The sequence below is a fragment of the Streptomyces sp. NPDC020801 genome (assembly GCF_044334385.1).
Classification (GTDB): domain Bacteria; phylum Actinomycetota; class Actinomycetes; order Streptomycetales; family Streptomycetaceae; genus Streptomyces.
The window spans coordinates 185,515-199,617 of record NZ_JBIRST010000010.1; the positions used below are offsets into that span (position 1 = coordinate 185,515).

The following is a 14,103-nucleotide window of genomic DNA, read 5'->3' on the forward strand; positions in this document are numbered from 1 at the left end:
TGGGAGGACTCATGAGAAGACGCGCTGCCGTGCTGGGCGGCGCCGTCGTCGTCGTGGCCGGTTCCGTCACCGCCGTCCCCGCCGACGCGAGCACGTCGCACCCCGCAGTTGCCGTACAGGCCGCCAAGGTCACCTGGAAGAAATGCGGCACCGCCGATCATCCGACCCTGCAGTGCGGGTCCGTGACGGTGCCGCTGGACCACCGACATCCCTCCGGGAAGAAGATCACGCTTGCGCTGTCCCGCGTCCCGCACACCGCGAAGACGTACCAGGGACCCCTGCTGGTCAACCCCGGCGGTCCCGGCGGCAGCGGCCTGTCGCTCGCCGGGTTCGTCGCCTCCTCACTGCCCAAGGCGGTCGCGGCCCAGTACGACGTCGTCGGATTCGACCCGCGCGGGGTGGGCGCGAGCAAGCCGGCGCTGGACTGCCGGCCGGGCTACTTCAAGCCGGTGCGCCCGGACTCGGTGCCGAGGACGCCCGCGCTGGAGAGGGCCAACCTCACGCGCGTGAGGTCCTTCGCCGCCGCCTGCGGCAAGAAGTACGCGAGCCTGCTGCCGTACATCAACACCGTCAACGCCGCCACGGACATGGACTCGATCCGCCGGGCCCTCGGCGTCAAGAAGATCAATTACTTCGGTTACTCCTACGGTACCTACCTCGGCGCGGTGTACGCCAAGCTCTTCCCGCAGCGGGTGCACCGGCTGGTCCTCGACTCCATCGTCGACCCCACCGGCGTCTGGTACGGCGACAACCTCCGGCAGGACTACGCCTTCAACGACCGTCACCTCGCCTTCATGGCCTGGGTCGCCAAGTACGACTCGACCTACAAGCTGGGCAGCGACCCGGCCAAGGTCGAGGCCAAGTGGTACGCGATGCGGGCGGCGCTCGCCAAGAAGCCCGCGGGCGGCAAGGTGGGCGCCTCCGAACTGGAGGACACCTTCATCCCGGGCGGCTACTACAACGGCTACTGGCCCGACCTCGCCAAGGCGTTCGCGGCATACGTGAACGACAGGAAGACCGGCCCGCTGGTCAAGGCGTACGGCAGGCTCGGCGCCGTGGACACCTCCGGCGACAACGGATACAGCGTCTACGCCTCGGTGCAGTGCCGTGACGCCGCCTGGCCGCACGACTGGCGGCAGTGGCACAGGGACAACTGGGCGGTGTACGACAAGGCGCCGTTCATGGCCTGGAACAACGCCTGGTACAACGCGCCCTGTGCGTTCTGGCCGGCCTCCACGCTGCGGCCGGTGAACATCGCCAACGGCAAGCTGCCGCCGGTGCTGCTGTTCCAGGCGACCGACGACGCGGCCACCCCCTACGAAGGCGGTGTCACGGTGCATCACCTGCTGCGCGGTTCCAGCCTGGTGGTCGAGCAGGGCGGCGGCAACCACGGCATCACGCTGAGCGGCAACGCCTGCCTGGACAAGTACCTGTCCGCGTACCTGACCGACGGCACGGTGCCGCGCGGCCACGTCGGTGTGGCCAACGCGGTGTGCCAGAAGCTGCCGGACCCGAAGCCGCTGAGCGCGAAGCCGGCCGCCACCAAGGCCGCACCGTCCGGTTCGGGTGGCTCGCGCGGCGCCGCGTTGCACGCGCTGTTGGGCTTCCACGGCTGAGCCGCCGTGGGGGCGGACCGATCGTGCGTAGGGGGCGCGGGGCGGTCCTGGTTGTCAGACCCGTGGTCCACCATGGACGCATGAGTGAGCCGACCAGGATTCCCACCCCCGACGGGGTCGCCCCCGCCGCGCAGAATTCTCATGTCGTCATGGGCGCCGGCCGCTTCGTCGCGGTCTCCGGCCGGCTCCCCCCGGACGCGGACGGCAGGCTCGCCGGCGTGGGCGACCCGGCCGCGCAGGCCCGCCAGGTCTTCGAGAACCTCCGCCGCTGCCCGGCCGCCGCGGGGGCGACCTTCGCCGACGTCGTCGAGCTCACCTGCTTCGTCACCGACACCTTCGTCACCGACACGGCCCACCTGCCGGCCGTCCGCGCGGCTCGTGCCGCCCAGACACCCGACGAACGCCTCCCGGCCTCCCCGGCCGTCCAGGTCGCCGCACTGGTCCGCCCGGAGTTCCTGATGGAGATCGAGGCGTACGCGGTGGTCGGCGAGTGACGGCCCCGCACGTGCGGGAGATGACGCCCGCCGACTGCGGCCGGGTGGCCGAGATCCGGGTCGGGGGCTGGAGAAGCGCCTACCAGGGCCTCGTACCGCAGTCGTACCTCGACGCGCTCAGCGTGGAGCGGGACGCCGAGCGCCGCCGCACCCTGCTCGCGCAGGACGACGGCGGCGTGGTGAACCTGGTCGCCGAGCGGGAGGGCGAGGTGGTCGGCTGGGCGTGCCACGGGCCGTACCGGGACGGTGAAGTCCGCACCCGGGAAGCCGAGCTGTACGCGATCTACGTGGATCCGGCCCGGTACGGCGGCGGTGCCGGCGGGGCGCTGCTGGCGGAGGCGGTGCGGCAGTGCGCGGCCGCCGGGCATGTCCGCATGTATCTGTGGGTGCTGAAGGGGAACACCCGGGCCCGCCGCTTCTACGAGCGGGTGGGTTTCCGCGCGGACGGCGCCGAGGAGCCCTTCGAGGCGGGCGGGGTCGCGGTGCCAGAGGTGCGGTACGTCAGGGACCTGCGGGACTGACCGGTCACCGCTGTCGCGGGATGCGCGAGAGCGCGTGCACGGCGGCCCGGGCGAGGGCGGGATGGGCGAGGGCCTCGTTGAGGACGGGGCGGGCCCGCGGGTCGGCGAGGTCGCCGAGTCCCTCCACGCAGGCGAGGGCCACACGGCGGTAGGGGTCGTGCGGGCTCAGCCGGCGTTGCAGGGTGGTGATCAGGGCGGGCACGGACTCGGGTGCGCGCAGTTCCACCAGGAGACGTACGGGATGCAGCGCATAGGCGACCCGCAGTTCGTTGGTGGCGAGGGCGGCCGCCGCGCGGGCGGTGCGTGGATCGCCGAGGCGGGCCAGGGCGTGGGCCGCGGAGGCGCAGCGCTGCGGATCCCGGTGGTTCAGGAGCAGGACGAGGGACTCGAAGGCCCGCCGGTCGCCCCCGAGCCCCAGGCGGAACGCGGCCAGCTCCCTGGCCCACAGCGGCTGCCCGGGAGCCGTGAGGACTTCGGCCAGTTCGTCCGGGTCGTCGGTCGCCGCGAGGAGCTCGTACGCCGCCGAGCCGCCCGACTCCCGCTGCAGACGCTCCGTGAGTGATCGCAACTCTTCGTCCACGGCGCCCAGCCTAGTGCTGTGGCCGTAGAGGTTTGCCGGAAGGCTCGCGGCGTCCGGCGCGGTGCATCGCACGGCGGAGCATCGCCCGCGTACTGGACGTACCCGGGTGCTGCGACAACGCGGCGAGGTGCCGTGCCGGGCGCCGTGGGCCGGTGAACCTTTCCGGTCGCCGCACCAGGGGCGCGGCCGGTGGCGGGGGGACGTACATCACAAACCCAGGGGGGTGGCGCGCTCGTTACCCACGGGTTAAGCTCAGACGAGCGAGTTACCCGCTCGCACTGACTTGCAGTGGCCTGGTGACGCAGCCACTGCGAGTGTTGTCGGTTCGGTGCCTCAGGTACCGCAGTACGGCCCGGCTTCGGGACAGAGCCGGTCGGCATCCCGCCGCTGTCCGGGCGTGTGCGCGCCCGCGGCGAAGGCACCGGGCGTGTGCGCTTGCAGCCCGGCAACACCCGCATTCCTTTCCGCCCCCCGTGTGCGCCTCTTCGGCGCACACGGGGCGCGTTCCCAGTCGTCACCCTCATCTCTGGAGTCCCGCGATGGCCACTCCCCTCTCCGACACCCCTCTGTCCCCGCTGAAGACGATCGCCGTCGTCGGCCTCGGCACCATGGGCACCGGCATCACCGAAGTCCTGGCCCGCGCCGGCCGCGAGGTCGTCGGCATCGACGTCAGCGAGGCGGCGGCCGCCAAGTCCGTCGCCGCCCTGGAGACCTCCACCGCCCGCGCCGTCGAGCGCGGCCGTCTGACCGAGCAGGAGCGCGCGGACGTTCTCGCCCGGGTGCGCACCGCCACCGACCTCGCCGCCGCGGCCGACGCCGACCTGGTCATTGAGGTGGCCCCGGAGTCGTACGAGATCAAGCACCAGATCTTCCGGGAACTTGACGGCATCGTGCGCCCGGAGACGATCCTGGCCACCGGTACCAACGCCCTGTCCGTGACCCGCCTGGCCGCCGACTCGGCCCGCCCCGAGCGCGTGCTCGGCCTGCACTTCTTCAACCCGGCGCAGGCGATGAAGCTGGTCGAGGTCGTCTCCTCCGTGCTGACCGCCCCGCAGGCCGTCGCCGCCGTCACCGACCTCGCCCTCGAACTCGGCAAGGAGCCCGTCGCGGTCGGCGACCGGCCCGGATTCGTCGCCGACGGGCTGCTGTTCGGCTACCTCAACCAGGCCTCCGCGATGTACGAGGCGAAGTACGCCTCCCGCGAGGACATCGACGCCGCGATGCGGCTGGGCTGCGGTCTGCCGATGGGCCCGCTGGCGCTGCTGGACCTGATCGGCGTCGACACCGCGCGCACGGTCCTGGAGGCCATGTACGCCGAGTCGCACGACCGGCTGCACGCCCCCGCGCCGATCCTCAAGCAGCTCAGCGAGGCCGGCCTGACCGGCCGCAAGTCGGGCCGCGGCTTCTACACCTACGAGGCCCCCGGCAGCGGCACCGTCGTGCGGGACGCGCTGACCCCGCTGGACGGCGACACCCTCACCCCGGGCCGCCCCGTCCGCTCCGTCGGCGTCGCCGGCTCCGGCACCATGGCCTCCGGCATCGCCGAGGTCTTCGCCAAGGCCGGCTACGAGGTGGTCCTCGCCGCGCGCAGCGAGGAGAAGGCGCAGGCCGCCAAGGCCCGTATCGGCAAGTCGCTTTCGCGCTCGGTCGACAAGGGACGGATGACCGCCGAGGCCGCCGCCCAGACCCTGGACCGGATCACGGCGACCGGCACCTACGACGACTTCGGCGACGTGGACCTGGCCCTGGAGGCCGTCGCCGAGGAACTGGCGGTCAAGCAGCAGCTGTTCGCGACGCTGGACAAGGTCTGCAAGCCGGGTGCGGTGCTGGCCACCACCACCTCCTCGCTCCCCGTGGTCGCCTGCGCCCGTGCCACCTCGCGGCCGCACGACGTGATCGGCATGCACTTCTTCAACCCGGCACCGGCCATGAAGCTGGTCGAGGTCGTGCGCACGGTGCTGACGGCGGACGACGTCCACGCCACGGTCCGCGAGGTCTGCGCGAAGATCAGGAAGCACGCAGTGGACTGCGGCGACCGGGCCGGATTCATCGTCAACGCGCTGCTGTTCCCCTACCTCAACAACGCGATCAAGATGGTGCAGGAGCACTACGCCTCGCTCGACGACATCGACGCGGCGATGAAGCTCGGCGGCGGTTACCCGATGGGCCCCTTCGAGCTGCTCGACGTCGTGGGCCTGGATGTGTCGCTGGCCATCGAGAAGGTGCTGCACCGCGAGTTCCGCGACCCGGGGCTGGCCCCGGCTCCGCTCCTGGAGCACCTGGTGGCCGCGGGCTGCCTCGGCCGCAAGACCGGCCGCGGCTTCCGCGAATATGCCCGGCGCTAGGGGGCGCCTCGTGGATCAGGCCGGCTCCGGGGAGCGGCCCCTCTCCACTGAGCCGAGCGGGGCCTGGCGCGTGCGGATGCAAGGCGGAGGAGGGAGTCGGCGCGGAGCGTCGGCGAGTGACGACGACGCCGCAGACGCGCGTACCGGGCCCCGCGACCCCGGCAGGATCCACGGGACGCCCCCTGGGCGTCCCGGCGACCGGTTCGGGGCGGGACGGGAGTGGGGCGGGCTGCTGGACCCGGCGGCCGGTCCCTCGCCCGCCGAGGACGCCGGAAACCGGGGACATGCGCACCAGGCTGCGCGGATGCAGTACGTTCGGGTCATGCCCCAGCCCGTCAAGTCCTCACGTACACCAGCCACGCCCGACGCGCCGGAGAGTGCCGCGGGCTCCCGTGCGGCCGCCCAGCGCCTCAAGATGCGCCGGGAACTGGCGGCCGCCGCGATGGAGCTGTTCGCGACCAAGGGGTACGAAGCGACCACGGTCGACGAGATCGCCGCGGCGGCCGGGGTAGCCCGCCGCACCTTCTTCCGCCACTTCCGCTCCAAGGAAGAGGCGATCTTCCCCGACCACGACGACACCCTGATCCGCGCCGAGGCGGTCCTCAACGCCGCCCCCGCGCACGAGCACCCGCTCGACACGGTGTGCCGCGGCATCAAGGAAGTCATGAAGATGTACGCGGCGCGGCCGGAGATCTCGGTCGCCCGCTACAAGCTGACCCGCGAGGTACCCACGCTGCGCGAGGCGGAGATCGCCTCGGTGGCCCGCTACGAGCGCCTGTTCACCCGCTATCTGCTGGGCCACTTCGACGAGCGCGCGCACGCCGACGACGCCAACGACGACCCGCTGCTCGCCGAGGTCGCGGCCTCCGCCGTGGTCACCGCGCACAACCACGTACTGCGGCGCTGGCTGCGGGCGGGCGGCCAGGGGGACGTGGAGGCGCAGCTGGACCACGCGTTCGCGATCGTGCGCAAGACCTTCGGCACCGGCATCGGGGCCGGCCGCACCACGGTGCCGGGACCCGCCGCCACCGCCTCCGCAGCGGTGTCCCAGCAGGGCGAGGTCCTGGTGGCGGTCGCCCGCACCGACGCCCCGCTGGAGGAGGTCATGCGGACCATCGAGGAGGCGCTGAAGGACCGCTGAGCGGCCTCCGCGCGAGCCCGGCAAGCCCTTCGCGACCGCAAGAGCCATGTGATGACGGCCACCCCACGGGGTGGCCGTTTTGGCATGTCGGAGCCCCTTTTCGCACTGCTTTACGGCCCCGTTCGATCGATCATCGCTCATTTGTTACGTAAAGATTTCGCCTGAGCGAAAGTTCTGGCACTCAGTGCCTTGCCAGGTGACACGCGGTGTCATACGTTGAAGTGGTCCGGGCGGCCGGCGTGCAGGACCGAACGCACGCCGGCTGTCCCAGCAAGCCTCCCCCGGCTCTGCGAGCGGGGGGAACACCAGCTCGCCCGCCCGGACGCCTGCGTCACAGGCACCTCCCGCGCCACAAAGCGCTGCCGAAGCACCACCGCCGAACCGACGGCACCCCTCACCCAACCCTCAGCAGCCCGACGTAACCCTCAGCGCCCCTCCCTCAGGGCGCTCATCGCCGGAGGCAACACCGTGACCGTGAAGGACATCCTGGACGCGATCCAGTCGTCGGACTCCACGTCCGCCGACTTCGCTGCTCTGCCGCTCCCCGAGTCGTACCGCGCGATCACCGTGCACAAGGACGAGACGGAGATGTTCGCGGGGCTCGCCACCCGTGACAAGGACCCGCGCAAGTCGCTGCACCTGGACGAGGTGCCGCTGCCCGAACTGGGCCCGGGCGAGGCCCTGGTGGCCGTCATGGCCTCCTCGGTCAACTACAACTCCGTGTGGACCTCGATCTTCGAGCCGCTGTCCACCTTCGGCTTCCTGGAGCGCTACGGCCGGCTCAGCGAGCTCACCAGGCGCCACGACCTGCCGTACCACATCATCGGCTCCGACCTCGCGGGCGTCGTCCTGCGCACCGGCCCCGGCGTCAACGCCTGGCAGCCCGGTGACGAGGTCGTCGCGCACTGTCTGTCCGTCGAGCTGGAGTCGTCCGACGGCCACAACGACACGATGCTCGACCCCGAGCAGCGCATCTGGGGCTTCGAGACGAACTTCGGCGGCCTCGCCGAGATCGCGCTGGTCAAGTCCAACCAGCTGATGCCCAAGCCAGGCCACCTCAGCTGGGAGGAGGCCGCCGCGCCGGGTCTGGTCAACTCCACCGCCTACCGGCAGCTGGTCTCCCGCAACGGCGCCGGCATGAAGCAGGGCGACAACGTGCTCATCTGGGGCGCGAGCGGCGGCCTCGGCTCGTACGCCACGCAGTTCGCCCTCGCCGGCGGCGCGAACCCCATCTGTGTCGTCTCCAGCGACCAGAAGGCGGACATCTGCCGGTCCATGGGCGCCGAGGCGATCATCGACCGTAACGCCGAGGACTACAAGTTCTGGAAGGACGAGCACAACCAGGACCCCAGGGAGTGGAAGCGCTTCGGCAAGCGCATCCGTGAGCTCACCGGCGGCGAGGACGTCGACATCGTCTTCGAGCACCCGGGCCGCGAGACCTTCGGCGCCTCCGTCTACGTCACCCGCAAGGGCGGCACCATCGTCACCTGCGCCTCCACCTCGGGCTACAACCACGAGTACGACAACCGCTACCTGTGGATGTCCCTGAAGCGGATCATCGGCTCGCACTTCGCCAACTACCGCGAGGCCTGGGAGGCCAACCGGCTGATCGCCAAGGGCAAGATCCACCCGACGCTGTCCAAGGTCTACTCGCTGGAGGAGACCGGCCAGGCGGCGTACGACGTGCACCGCAACCTCCACCAGGGCAAGGTCGGCGTGCTGTGCATGGCCCCAGAGGAGGGCCTGGGCGTGCGCGACGAGGAGATGCGCGCCAAGCACATCGACGCCATCAACCGCTTCCGGAACATCTGAGGACGGCGGAGGCCACAGATGACTGAGCGTCAGAAGGACCGGCCGTGGCTCATGCGCACGTACGCCGGTCACTCCACGGCCGAGGCGTCCAACGAGCTGTACCGGCGCAACCTCGCCAAGGGCCAGACCGGCCTGTCGGTGGCGTTCGACCTGCCGACGCAGACCGGCTACGACTCCGACCACGTCCTCGCGCGCGGCGAGGTCGGCCGGGTCGGCGTGCCGGTCGCGCACCTCGGTGACATGCGCCGGCTGTTCCAGGACATCCCCCTGGAGCAGATGAACACCTCGATGACGATCAACGCCACGGCCATGTGGCTGCTGGCGCTCTACCAGGTCGTCGCCGAGGAGCAGGGCGCGGACATCACCCAGCTCCAGGGCACGACCCAGAACGACATCGTCAAGGAGTACCTGTCCCGCGGAACCCATGTCTTCCCGCCGGGGCCCTCGCTCCGCCTGACGACGGACATGATCGCGTACACGGTCTCCCACCTGCCCAAGTGGAACCCGATCAACATCTGCAGCTACCACCTGCAGGAGGCCGGGGCCACGCCGGTGCAGGAGATCGCGTACGCGATGTCCACCGCGATCGCCGTCCTCGACGCGGTGCGCGACTCCGGCCAGGTGCCGCAGGAGCGCATGGGCGACGTCGTCGGCCGTATCTCCTTCTTCGTCAACGCGGGCGTCCGCTTCGTCGAGGAGATGTGCAAGATGCGGGCGTTCGGCCGCATCTGGGACAAGATCACGCGTGAGCGGTACGGCATCGAGAACCCCAAGCACCGCCGTTTCCGCTACGGCGTCCAGGTCAACTCCCTGGGGCTGACCGAAGCCCAGCCGGAGAACAACGTCCAGCGGATCGTCCTGGAGATGCTCGCCGTCACCCTCTCCAAGGACGCACGCGCGCGTGCCGTGCAGCTGCCGGCCTGGAACGAGGCACTGGGTCTGCCCCGGCCCTGGGACCAGCAGTGGTCCCTGCGCATCCAGCAGGTACTCGCCTACGAGAGCGACCTGCTGGAGTACGACGACATCTTCGAGGGCTCGAAGGTGATCGAGGCGAAGGTGGACGAGCTGGTCGAGGCGGTGCTCGCCGAGATCGACCACATCCAGGAGCTGGGCGGTGCGATGGCCGCCGTGGAGTCCGGCTACCTGAAGTCCCAGCTGGTCGCCTCGCACGCCGAGCGCCGGGCCCGGATCGAGTCGGGCCGGGAGAAGATCGTCGGCGTCAACATCTTCGAGGGCACCGAGCCGAACCCGCTCACCGCCGACCTGGACACCGCGATCCAGACGGTCGACCCGGCCGTCGAGGCCCGCGTCATCGCCTCCCTCCAGCACTGGCGCGACACCCGCTACCAGCCGCCGTTCAACCACCCGCGCCCCTGCAAGGCGCTGGAGCGGCTGAAGGAGGCGGCCAAGGGCACCGACAACCTCATGGAGGCCACCCTGGAGTGCGCCCGCGCGGGTGTCACGACCGGCGAGTGGGCCGGGGCGCTGCGCGAGGTGTTCGGCGAGTTCCGCGCGCCGACGGGCGTCTCGTCCGCCCCGGTCGCGGTGGCCGCCGAGGAGGGCACCGCGCTGGCCCAGGTCCGCCGCAAGGTCGACCTGACCGCCCGGGACCTCGGTGTGGGCAAGCTGCGCTTCCTGGTCGGCAAGCCCGGCCTGGACGGGCACTCCAACGGCGCCGAGCAGATCGCGGTGCGGGCCCGCGACGCCGGGTTCGAGGTGGTCTACCAGGGCATCCGGCTCACCCCCGAGCAGATCGTGGACGCCGCCCTCGCCGAGGACGTGCACGCGGTGGGCCTGTCCATCCTCTCCGGCTCGCACGCCCAGCTGGTGCCGGACGTGCTGGAGCGGCTCCGTGTGGCCGGTGCCACAGATATACCGGTGATCGCCGGTGGCATCATCCCGAATGGTGACGCCGAGCAGCTCAGGGCCGCCGGAGTGGCCGCGGTGTTCACCCCGAAGGACTTCGACATCACCGGAATCATCGGCCGCATCGTCGACGAGATCCGCAAAGCGAACAAGCTCGACCCCCTGGAGGTCCCCGCATGACCAGCCCTGCTCCCCAGGTCAACCGCCTGCGCCCGCGGCGCTCCTGCCTGGCCGTACCGGGCTCGAATCCCCGCTTCCTGGAGAAGGCGCAGGGCCTCCCCGCCGACCAGGTCTTCCTCGACCTGGAGGACGCGTGCGCGCCGCTGGCCAAGCCCGAGGCGCGGCACACCATCGTCAAGTTCCTCAACGAGGGCGACTGGACGGGCAAGACCAGGGTCGTGCGCGTCAACGACTGGACGACCGAGTGGACGTACCGCGACGTCGTGACCGTCGTCGAGGGCGCGGGCCCGAACCTCGACTGCATCATGCTGCCGAAGGTGCAGGACGCCCAGCAGGTCGTCGCCCTCGACCTCCTGCTCACGCAGATCGAGAAGACCATGGGCTTCGAGGTCGGCCGCATCGGCATCGAGGCGCAGATCGAGAACGCCCAGGGCCTGAACAACGTCAACGAGATCGCGCAGGCCTCCCCGCGCGTGGAGACGATCATCTTCGGCCCGGCCGACTTCATGGCGTCGATCAACATGAAGTCGCTGGTCGTGGGCGAGCAGCCGCCCGGCTACCCGGCGGACGCCTACCACTACATCCTGATGAAGATCCTGATGGCGGCCCGCGCCAACAACCTCCAGGCGATCGACGGCCCCTACCTGCAGATCCGCAACGTGGAGGGCTACCGCGAGGTCGCCCAGCGCGCCGCGGCCCTCGGTTTCGACGGCAAGTGGGTGCTCCACCCGGGCCAGGTCGAGGCGTCCAACGAGATCTTCTCGCCCTCCCAGGAGGACTACGACCACGCCGAGCTGATCCTGGACGCGTACGACTACTACACCTCCGAGGCGGGCGGCAAGAAGGGCTCCGCGATGCTCGGCGACGAGATGATCGACGAGGCCAGCCGGAAGATGGCCCTGGTCATCTCCGGCAAGGGCCGCGCCGCCGGCATGCAGCGCACCAGCAAGTTCGAGATCCCCGCCAACTAAGGAGCCCTGAGCGCGATGCAGTTCGGACGCACCTACGAGGAGTTCGAGGTCGGGGCGACGTACAAGCACTGGCCGGGCAAGACGGTCACGGAGTACGACGACCACCTGTTCTGTCTCCTCACCATGAACCACCACCCGCTCCACATGGACGTCAACTATGCGGAGAAGACGACGGACTTCGGCAAGAACGTCGTCGTGGGCAACTACATCTACTCCCTCCTGCTCGGCATGTCCGTGCCGGACGTCTCCGGCAAGGCGATCGCCAACCTGGAGATCGAGTCGCTCAAGCACGTGGCGCCCACCTTCCACGGCGACACGATCTACGGTCAGACGACCGTCCTCGACAAGTGGCCGTCGAAGTCGAAGAACGACCGCGGCATCGTCCACGTCGAGACCAAGGGCTACAAGCAGGACGGCACCCTCGTGTGCGTCTTCCGCCGCAAGGTCATGGTGCCGACCGAGACCTACATCAAGGAGCGCGGCGGCGAGCAGCCCGGCCGCCCGGAGCTGACCGCACCCGCGGAAAAGAAGACGGAGAAGTAATGGCGCGCCTCGCCCAGACCGCCGGTCTGACCGACGTCCAGCAGGAGATCATCTCCACCGTCCGGGACTTCGTGGACAAGGAGATCATCCCGGTCGCGACCGAGCTGGAGCACCGCGACGAGTACCCGCAGCAGATCGTCGACGGCCTGAAGGAACTCGGCCTGTTCGGTCTGATGATCCCCGAGGAGTACGGGGGCCTGGGCGAGTCGCTCCTGACCTACGCGCTGTGCGTGGAGGAGATCGCCCGCGGCTGGATGTCGGTCTCCGGCATCATCAACACCCACTTCATCGTCGCGTACATGCTCAAGCAGCACGGCACGCAGGAGCAGAAGGACCACTTCCTGCCGCGGATGGCGGCCGGCGACATCCGGGGCGCGTTCTCGATGTCGGAGCCGGGTCTGGGCTCGGACGTGTCGGCGATCACGTCGAAGGCGGTCAAGGACGGCGACGAGTACGTCCTCAACGGTCAGAAGATGTGGCTGACGAACGGCGGCACGTCCTCGCTGGTCGCCGTCCTGGTGCGCAGTGACGAGGGTCACCCCGAGGGCACCGCGCCCCACAAGTCGATGACGACCTTCCTGGTGGAGAAGGAGCCCGGCTTCGGCGAGGTCCGTCCCGGCCTCACCATCCCGGGCAAGATCGACAAGATGGGCTACAAGGGTGTCGACACCACCGAGCTGATCATGGACGGACTGCGCGTTCCGGCCGATCGGGTGCTCGGCGGCGTCACCGGCCGCGGTTTTTACCAAATGATGGACGGCGTCGAGGTCGGCCGGGTCAACGTGGCGGCACGTGGCTGCGGCGTCGCCCAGCGCGCCTTCGAGCTGGGTGTGCAGTACGCCCAGCAGCGGCACACCTTCGGCAAGCCGATCGCCCAGCACCAGGCCATTCAGTTCAAGCTGGCGGAGATGGCCACCAAGGTCGAGGCCGCGCATGCCATGATGGTGAACGCAGCACGCAAGAAGGACTCGGGTCAGCGAAACGACCTCGAGGCCGGCATGGCGAAGTACCTCGCCTCCGAGTACTGCAAGGAGGTCGTGGAGGACTCCTTCCGCATCCACGGCGGCTACGGGTTCTCCAAGGAGTACGAGATCGAGCGCCTCTACCGGGAGGCCCCGATGCTCCTCATCGGTGAAGGTACCGCCGAGATCCAGAAAATGATCATCGGCCGCAGGTTGCTCGAAGAGTATCGATTCCAAGGCTGAATGTCCGGCTACGGGGTGTTTTCTTCGAGAAGAAGATCACACCCCGTCAGCGGTCTTCGGCCGCCGACTCGGCAGCTCGGCTTACCCAGTTGCGGCCCTTAACCGCTACGATCGCGGAAAGCCGCCGTCCCCCGTCGAAGCGCGGCATCATCCGCTACGAAGGTCATCCATGCCCCACAGCCAAACCTCTGCACCACGCGACAGCCTGGCAGGCGCACGCCTCGCGCGCGGAGCATCGCCGTGGCTTCTCCCGACCGTCGCCACCGCAGCCGTCAGCCTGGTACGCGCCCGCCGCTCGGGTGCCGCCAAGGCCGTAGCCGTCCCCGTCACCGCGCTCGCGGCGGGCATGCTGTGGTTCTTCCGCGACCCCGAGCGCGAGATCGCCCAGGGCCGGGTCATCTCGCCGGCCGACGGAGTGGTGCAGAGCATCATGCCGTGGAAGGACGGCCGCACCCGCGTCGCGATCTTCATGAGCCCGCTGAACGTGCACGTCAACCGTGCCCCGCTGGCCGGCACGGTGACGTCGGTCGAGCACATCCCCGGCGGGTTCGTGCCGGCGTTCAACAAGGAGAGCGAGAACAACGAGCGCGTCGTCTGGCACTTCGACACCGAGCTCGGTGACATCGAGATGGTCCAGATCGCCGGCGCGGTCGCCCGTCGCATCGTGCCCTACATCCCCCGGGGCACCAAGGTCGAGCAGGGCGAGCGGATCGGCCTGATCCGCTTCGGCTCGCGTGTCGACATCTACCTGCCCGAGGGCGTGGAGGTCGCGGTCGAGGTCGGCCAGAAGACCGTGGCTGGGGTGACTCGCATTGACCGTGATTGATCC

Annotated in this window: 12 protein-coding genes; 11 read left to right on the forward strand and 1 reads right to left on the reverse strand. The window is 69.9% G+C overall.

Translation table 11 applies throughout. The features are described 5' to 3' along the window. The first annotated feature begins 11 nt into the window (after positions 1–11). The 3 genes from ACH4UM_RS22165 to ACH4UM_RS22175 all read left to right on the forward strand — a co-directional run bounded on the left by ACH4UM_RS22165 (position 12) and on the right by ACH4UM_RS22175 (position 2,631). The gene (locus ACH4UM_RS22165; protein ID WP_398181847.1) at positions 12–1,616 is read left to right on the forward strand and encodes an alpha/beta fold hydrolase; all 1,605 of its coding nucleotides are present in this window, start codon (positions 12–14) and stop codon (positions 1,614–1,616) included. A gap of 80 nt (positions 1,617–1,696) precedes the next feature. Then, entirely contained in the window at positions 1,697–2,110 is a 414-nt protein-coding gene (locus tag ACH4UM_RS22170; protein WP_398181849.1) for a Rid family hydrolase, read from the forward strand. Between the two features lie 20 nt (positions 2,111–2,130). Next, positions 2,131–2,631 (forward strand): GNAT family N-acetyltransferase, encoded by a 501-nt coding sequence (locus ACH4UM_RS22175; protein ID WP_398182104.1) that lies wholly within the window; start codon positions 2,131–2,133, stop codon positions 2,629–2,631. Between the two features lie 4 nt (positions 2,632–2,635). Here ACH4UM_RS22175 and ACH4UM_RS22180 read toward each other — a convergent pair whose 3' ends face one another. Continuing rightward, positions 2,636–3,211 (reverse strand): adenylosuccinate lyase, encoded by a 576-nt coding sequence (locus tag ACH4UM_RS22180; RefSeq protein WP_398181852.1) that lies wholly within the window; start codon positions 3,209–3,211, stop codon positions 2,636–2,638. Positions 3,212–3,750: 539 nt separating this feature from the next. Here ACH4UM_RS22180 and ACH4UM_RS22185 point away from each other — a divergent pair. The 8 genes from ACH4UM_RS22185 (at position 3,751) to ACH4UM_RS22220 (ending at position 14,100) form a co-directional block, all read left to right on the forward strand. Next, positions 3,751–5,556, forward strand: a complete 1,806-nt coding sequence (locus tag ACH4UM_RS22185; protein ID WP_398181855.1) for a 3-hydroxyacyl-CoA dehydrogenase family protein — start codon at positions 3,751–3,753, stop codon at positions 5,554–5,556. 322 nt (positions 5,557–5,878) lie between these two features. After that, the gene (locus tag ACH4UM_RS22190) at positions 5,879–6,697 is read left to right on the forward strand and encodes a TetR family transcriptional regulator (RefSeq protein ID WP_398181858.1); all 819 of its coding nucleotides are present in this window, start codon (positions 5,879–5,881) and stop codon (positions 6,695–6,697) included. A gap of 474 nt (positions 6,698–7,171) precedes the next feature. Continuing rightward, positions 7,172–8,509, forward strand: coding sequence for a crotonyl-CoA carboxylase/reductase (gene ccrA / locus ACH4UM_RS22195; RefSeq protein WP_398182107.1), 1,338 nt, complete (start codon positions 7,172–7,174; stop codon positions 8,507–8,509). Between the two features lie 18 nt (positions 8,510–8,527). Continuing rightward, positions 8,528–10,555, forward strand: coding sequence for a protein meaA (locus ACH4UM_RS22200; RefSeq protein ID WP_398181861.1), 2,028 nt, complete (start codon positions 8,528–8,530; stop codon positions 10,553–10,555). Further along, a complete protein-coding gene (locus ACH4UM_RS22205) occupies positions 10,552–11,526 on the forward strand; it encodes an HpcH/HpaI aldolase/citrate lyase family protein (protein WP_398181863.1) in 975 nt (324 codons plus the stop codon). The genes ACH4UM_RS22200 and ACH4UM_RS22205 overlap by 4 nt, the downstream gene beginning before the upstream one ends. Positions 11,527–11,541: 15 nt before the next feature. Beyond that, a complete protein-coding gene (locus ACH4UM_RS22210; RefSeq protein ID WP_398181866.1) occupies positions 11,542–12,069 on the forward strand; it encodes a MaoC family dehydratase in 528 nt (175 codons plus the stop codon). Then, entirely contained in the window at positions 12,069–13,274 is a 1,206-nt protein-coding gene (locus tag ACH4UM_RS22215; RefSeq protein WP_398181869.1) for an acyl-CoA dehydrogenase family protein, read from the forward strand. The genes ACH4UM_RS22210 and ACH4UM_RS22215 overlap by 1 nt, the downstream gene beginning before the upstream one ends. Positions 13,275–13,443: 169 nt before the next feature. Continuing rightward, positions 13,444–14,100, forward strand: a complete 657-nt coding sequence (locus ACH4UM_RS22220; RefSeq protein WP_398181872.1) for a phosphatidylserine decarboxylase — start codon at positions 13,444–13,446, stop codon at positions 14,098–14,100. The last annotated feature ends 3 nt before the right edge of the window (positions 14,101–14,103 follow it).

Coding starts and splice junctions, on each gene's coding strand:
- ACH4UM_RS22190 (WP_398181858.1), top strand. CDS start 5,879: ATGCCCCAGCCCGTCAAGTCCTCACGTACACCAGCCACGCCCGACGCG.
- ACH4UM_RS22210 (WP_398181866.1), top strand. CDS start 11,542: ATGCAGTTCGGACGCACCTACGAGGAGTTCGAGGTCGGGGCGACGTAC.
- ACH4UM_RS22185 (WP_398181855.1), top strand. CDS start 3,751: ATGGCCACTCCCCTCTCCGACACCCCTCTGTCCCCGCTGAAGACGATC.
- ACH4UM_RS22165 (WP_398181847.1), top strand. CDS start 12: ATGAGAAGACGCGCTGCCGTGCTGGGCGGCGCCGTCGTCGTCGTGGCC.
- ACH4UM_RS22215 (WP_398181869.1), top strand. CDS start 12,069: ATGGCGCGCCTCGCCCAGACCGCCGGTCTGACCGACGTCCAGCAGGAG.
- ACH4UM_RS22170 (WP_398181849.1), top strand. CDS start 1,697: ATGAGTGAGCCGACCAGGATTCCCACCCCCGACGGGGTCGCCCCCGCC.
- ACH4UM_RS22220 (WP_398181872.1), top strand. CDS start 13,444: ATGCCCCACAGCCAAACCTCTGCACCACGCGACAGCCTGGCAGGCGCA.
- ACH4UM_RS22200 (WP_398181861.1), top strand. CDS start 8,528: ATGACTGAGCGTCAGAAGGACCGGCCGTGGCTCATGCGCACGTACGCC.
- ACH4UM_RS22205 (WP_398181863.1), top strand. CDS start 10,552: ATGACCAGCCCTGCTCCCCAGGTCAACCGCCTGCGCCCGCGGCGCTCC.
- ACH4UM_RS22175 (WP_398182104.1), top strand. CDS start 2,131: ATGACGCCCGCCGACTGCGGCCGGGTGGCCGAGATCCGGGTCGGGGGC.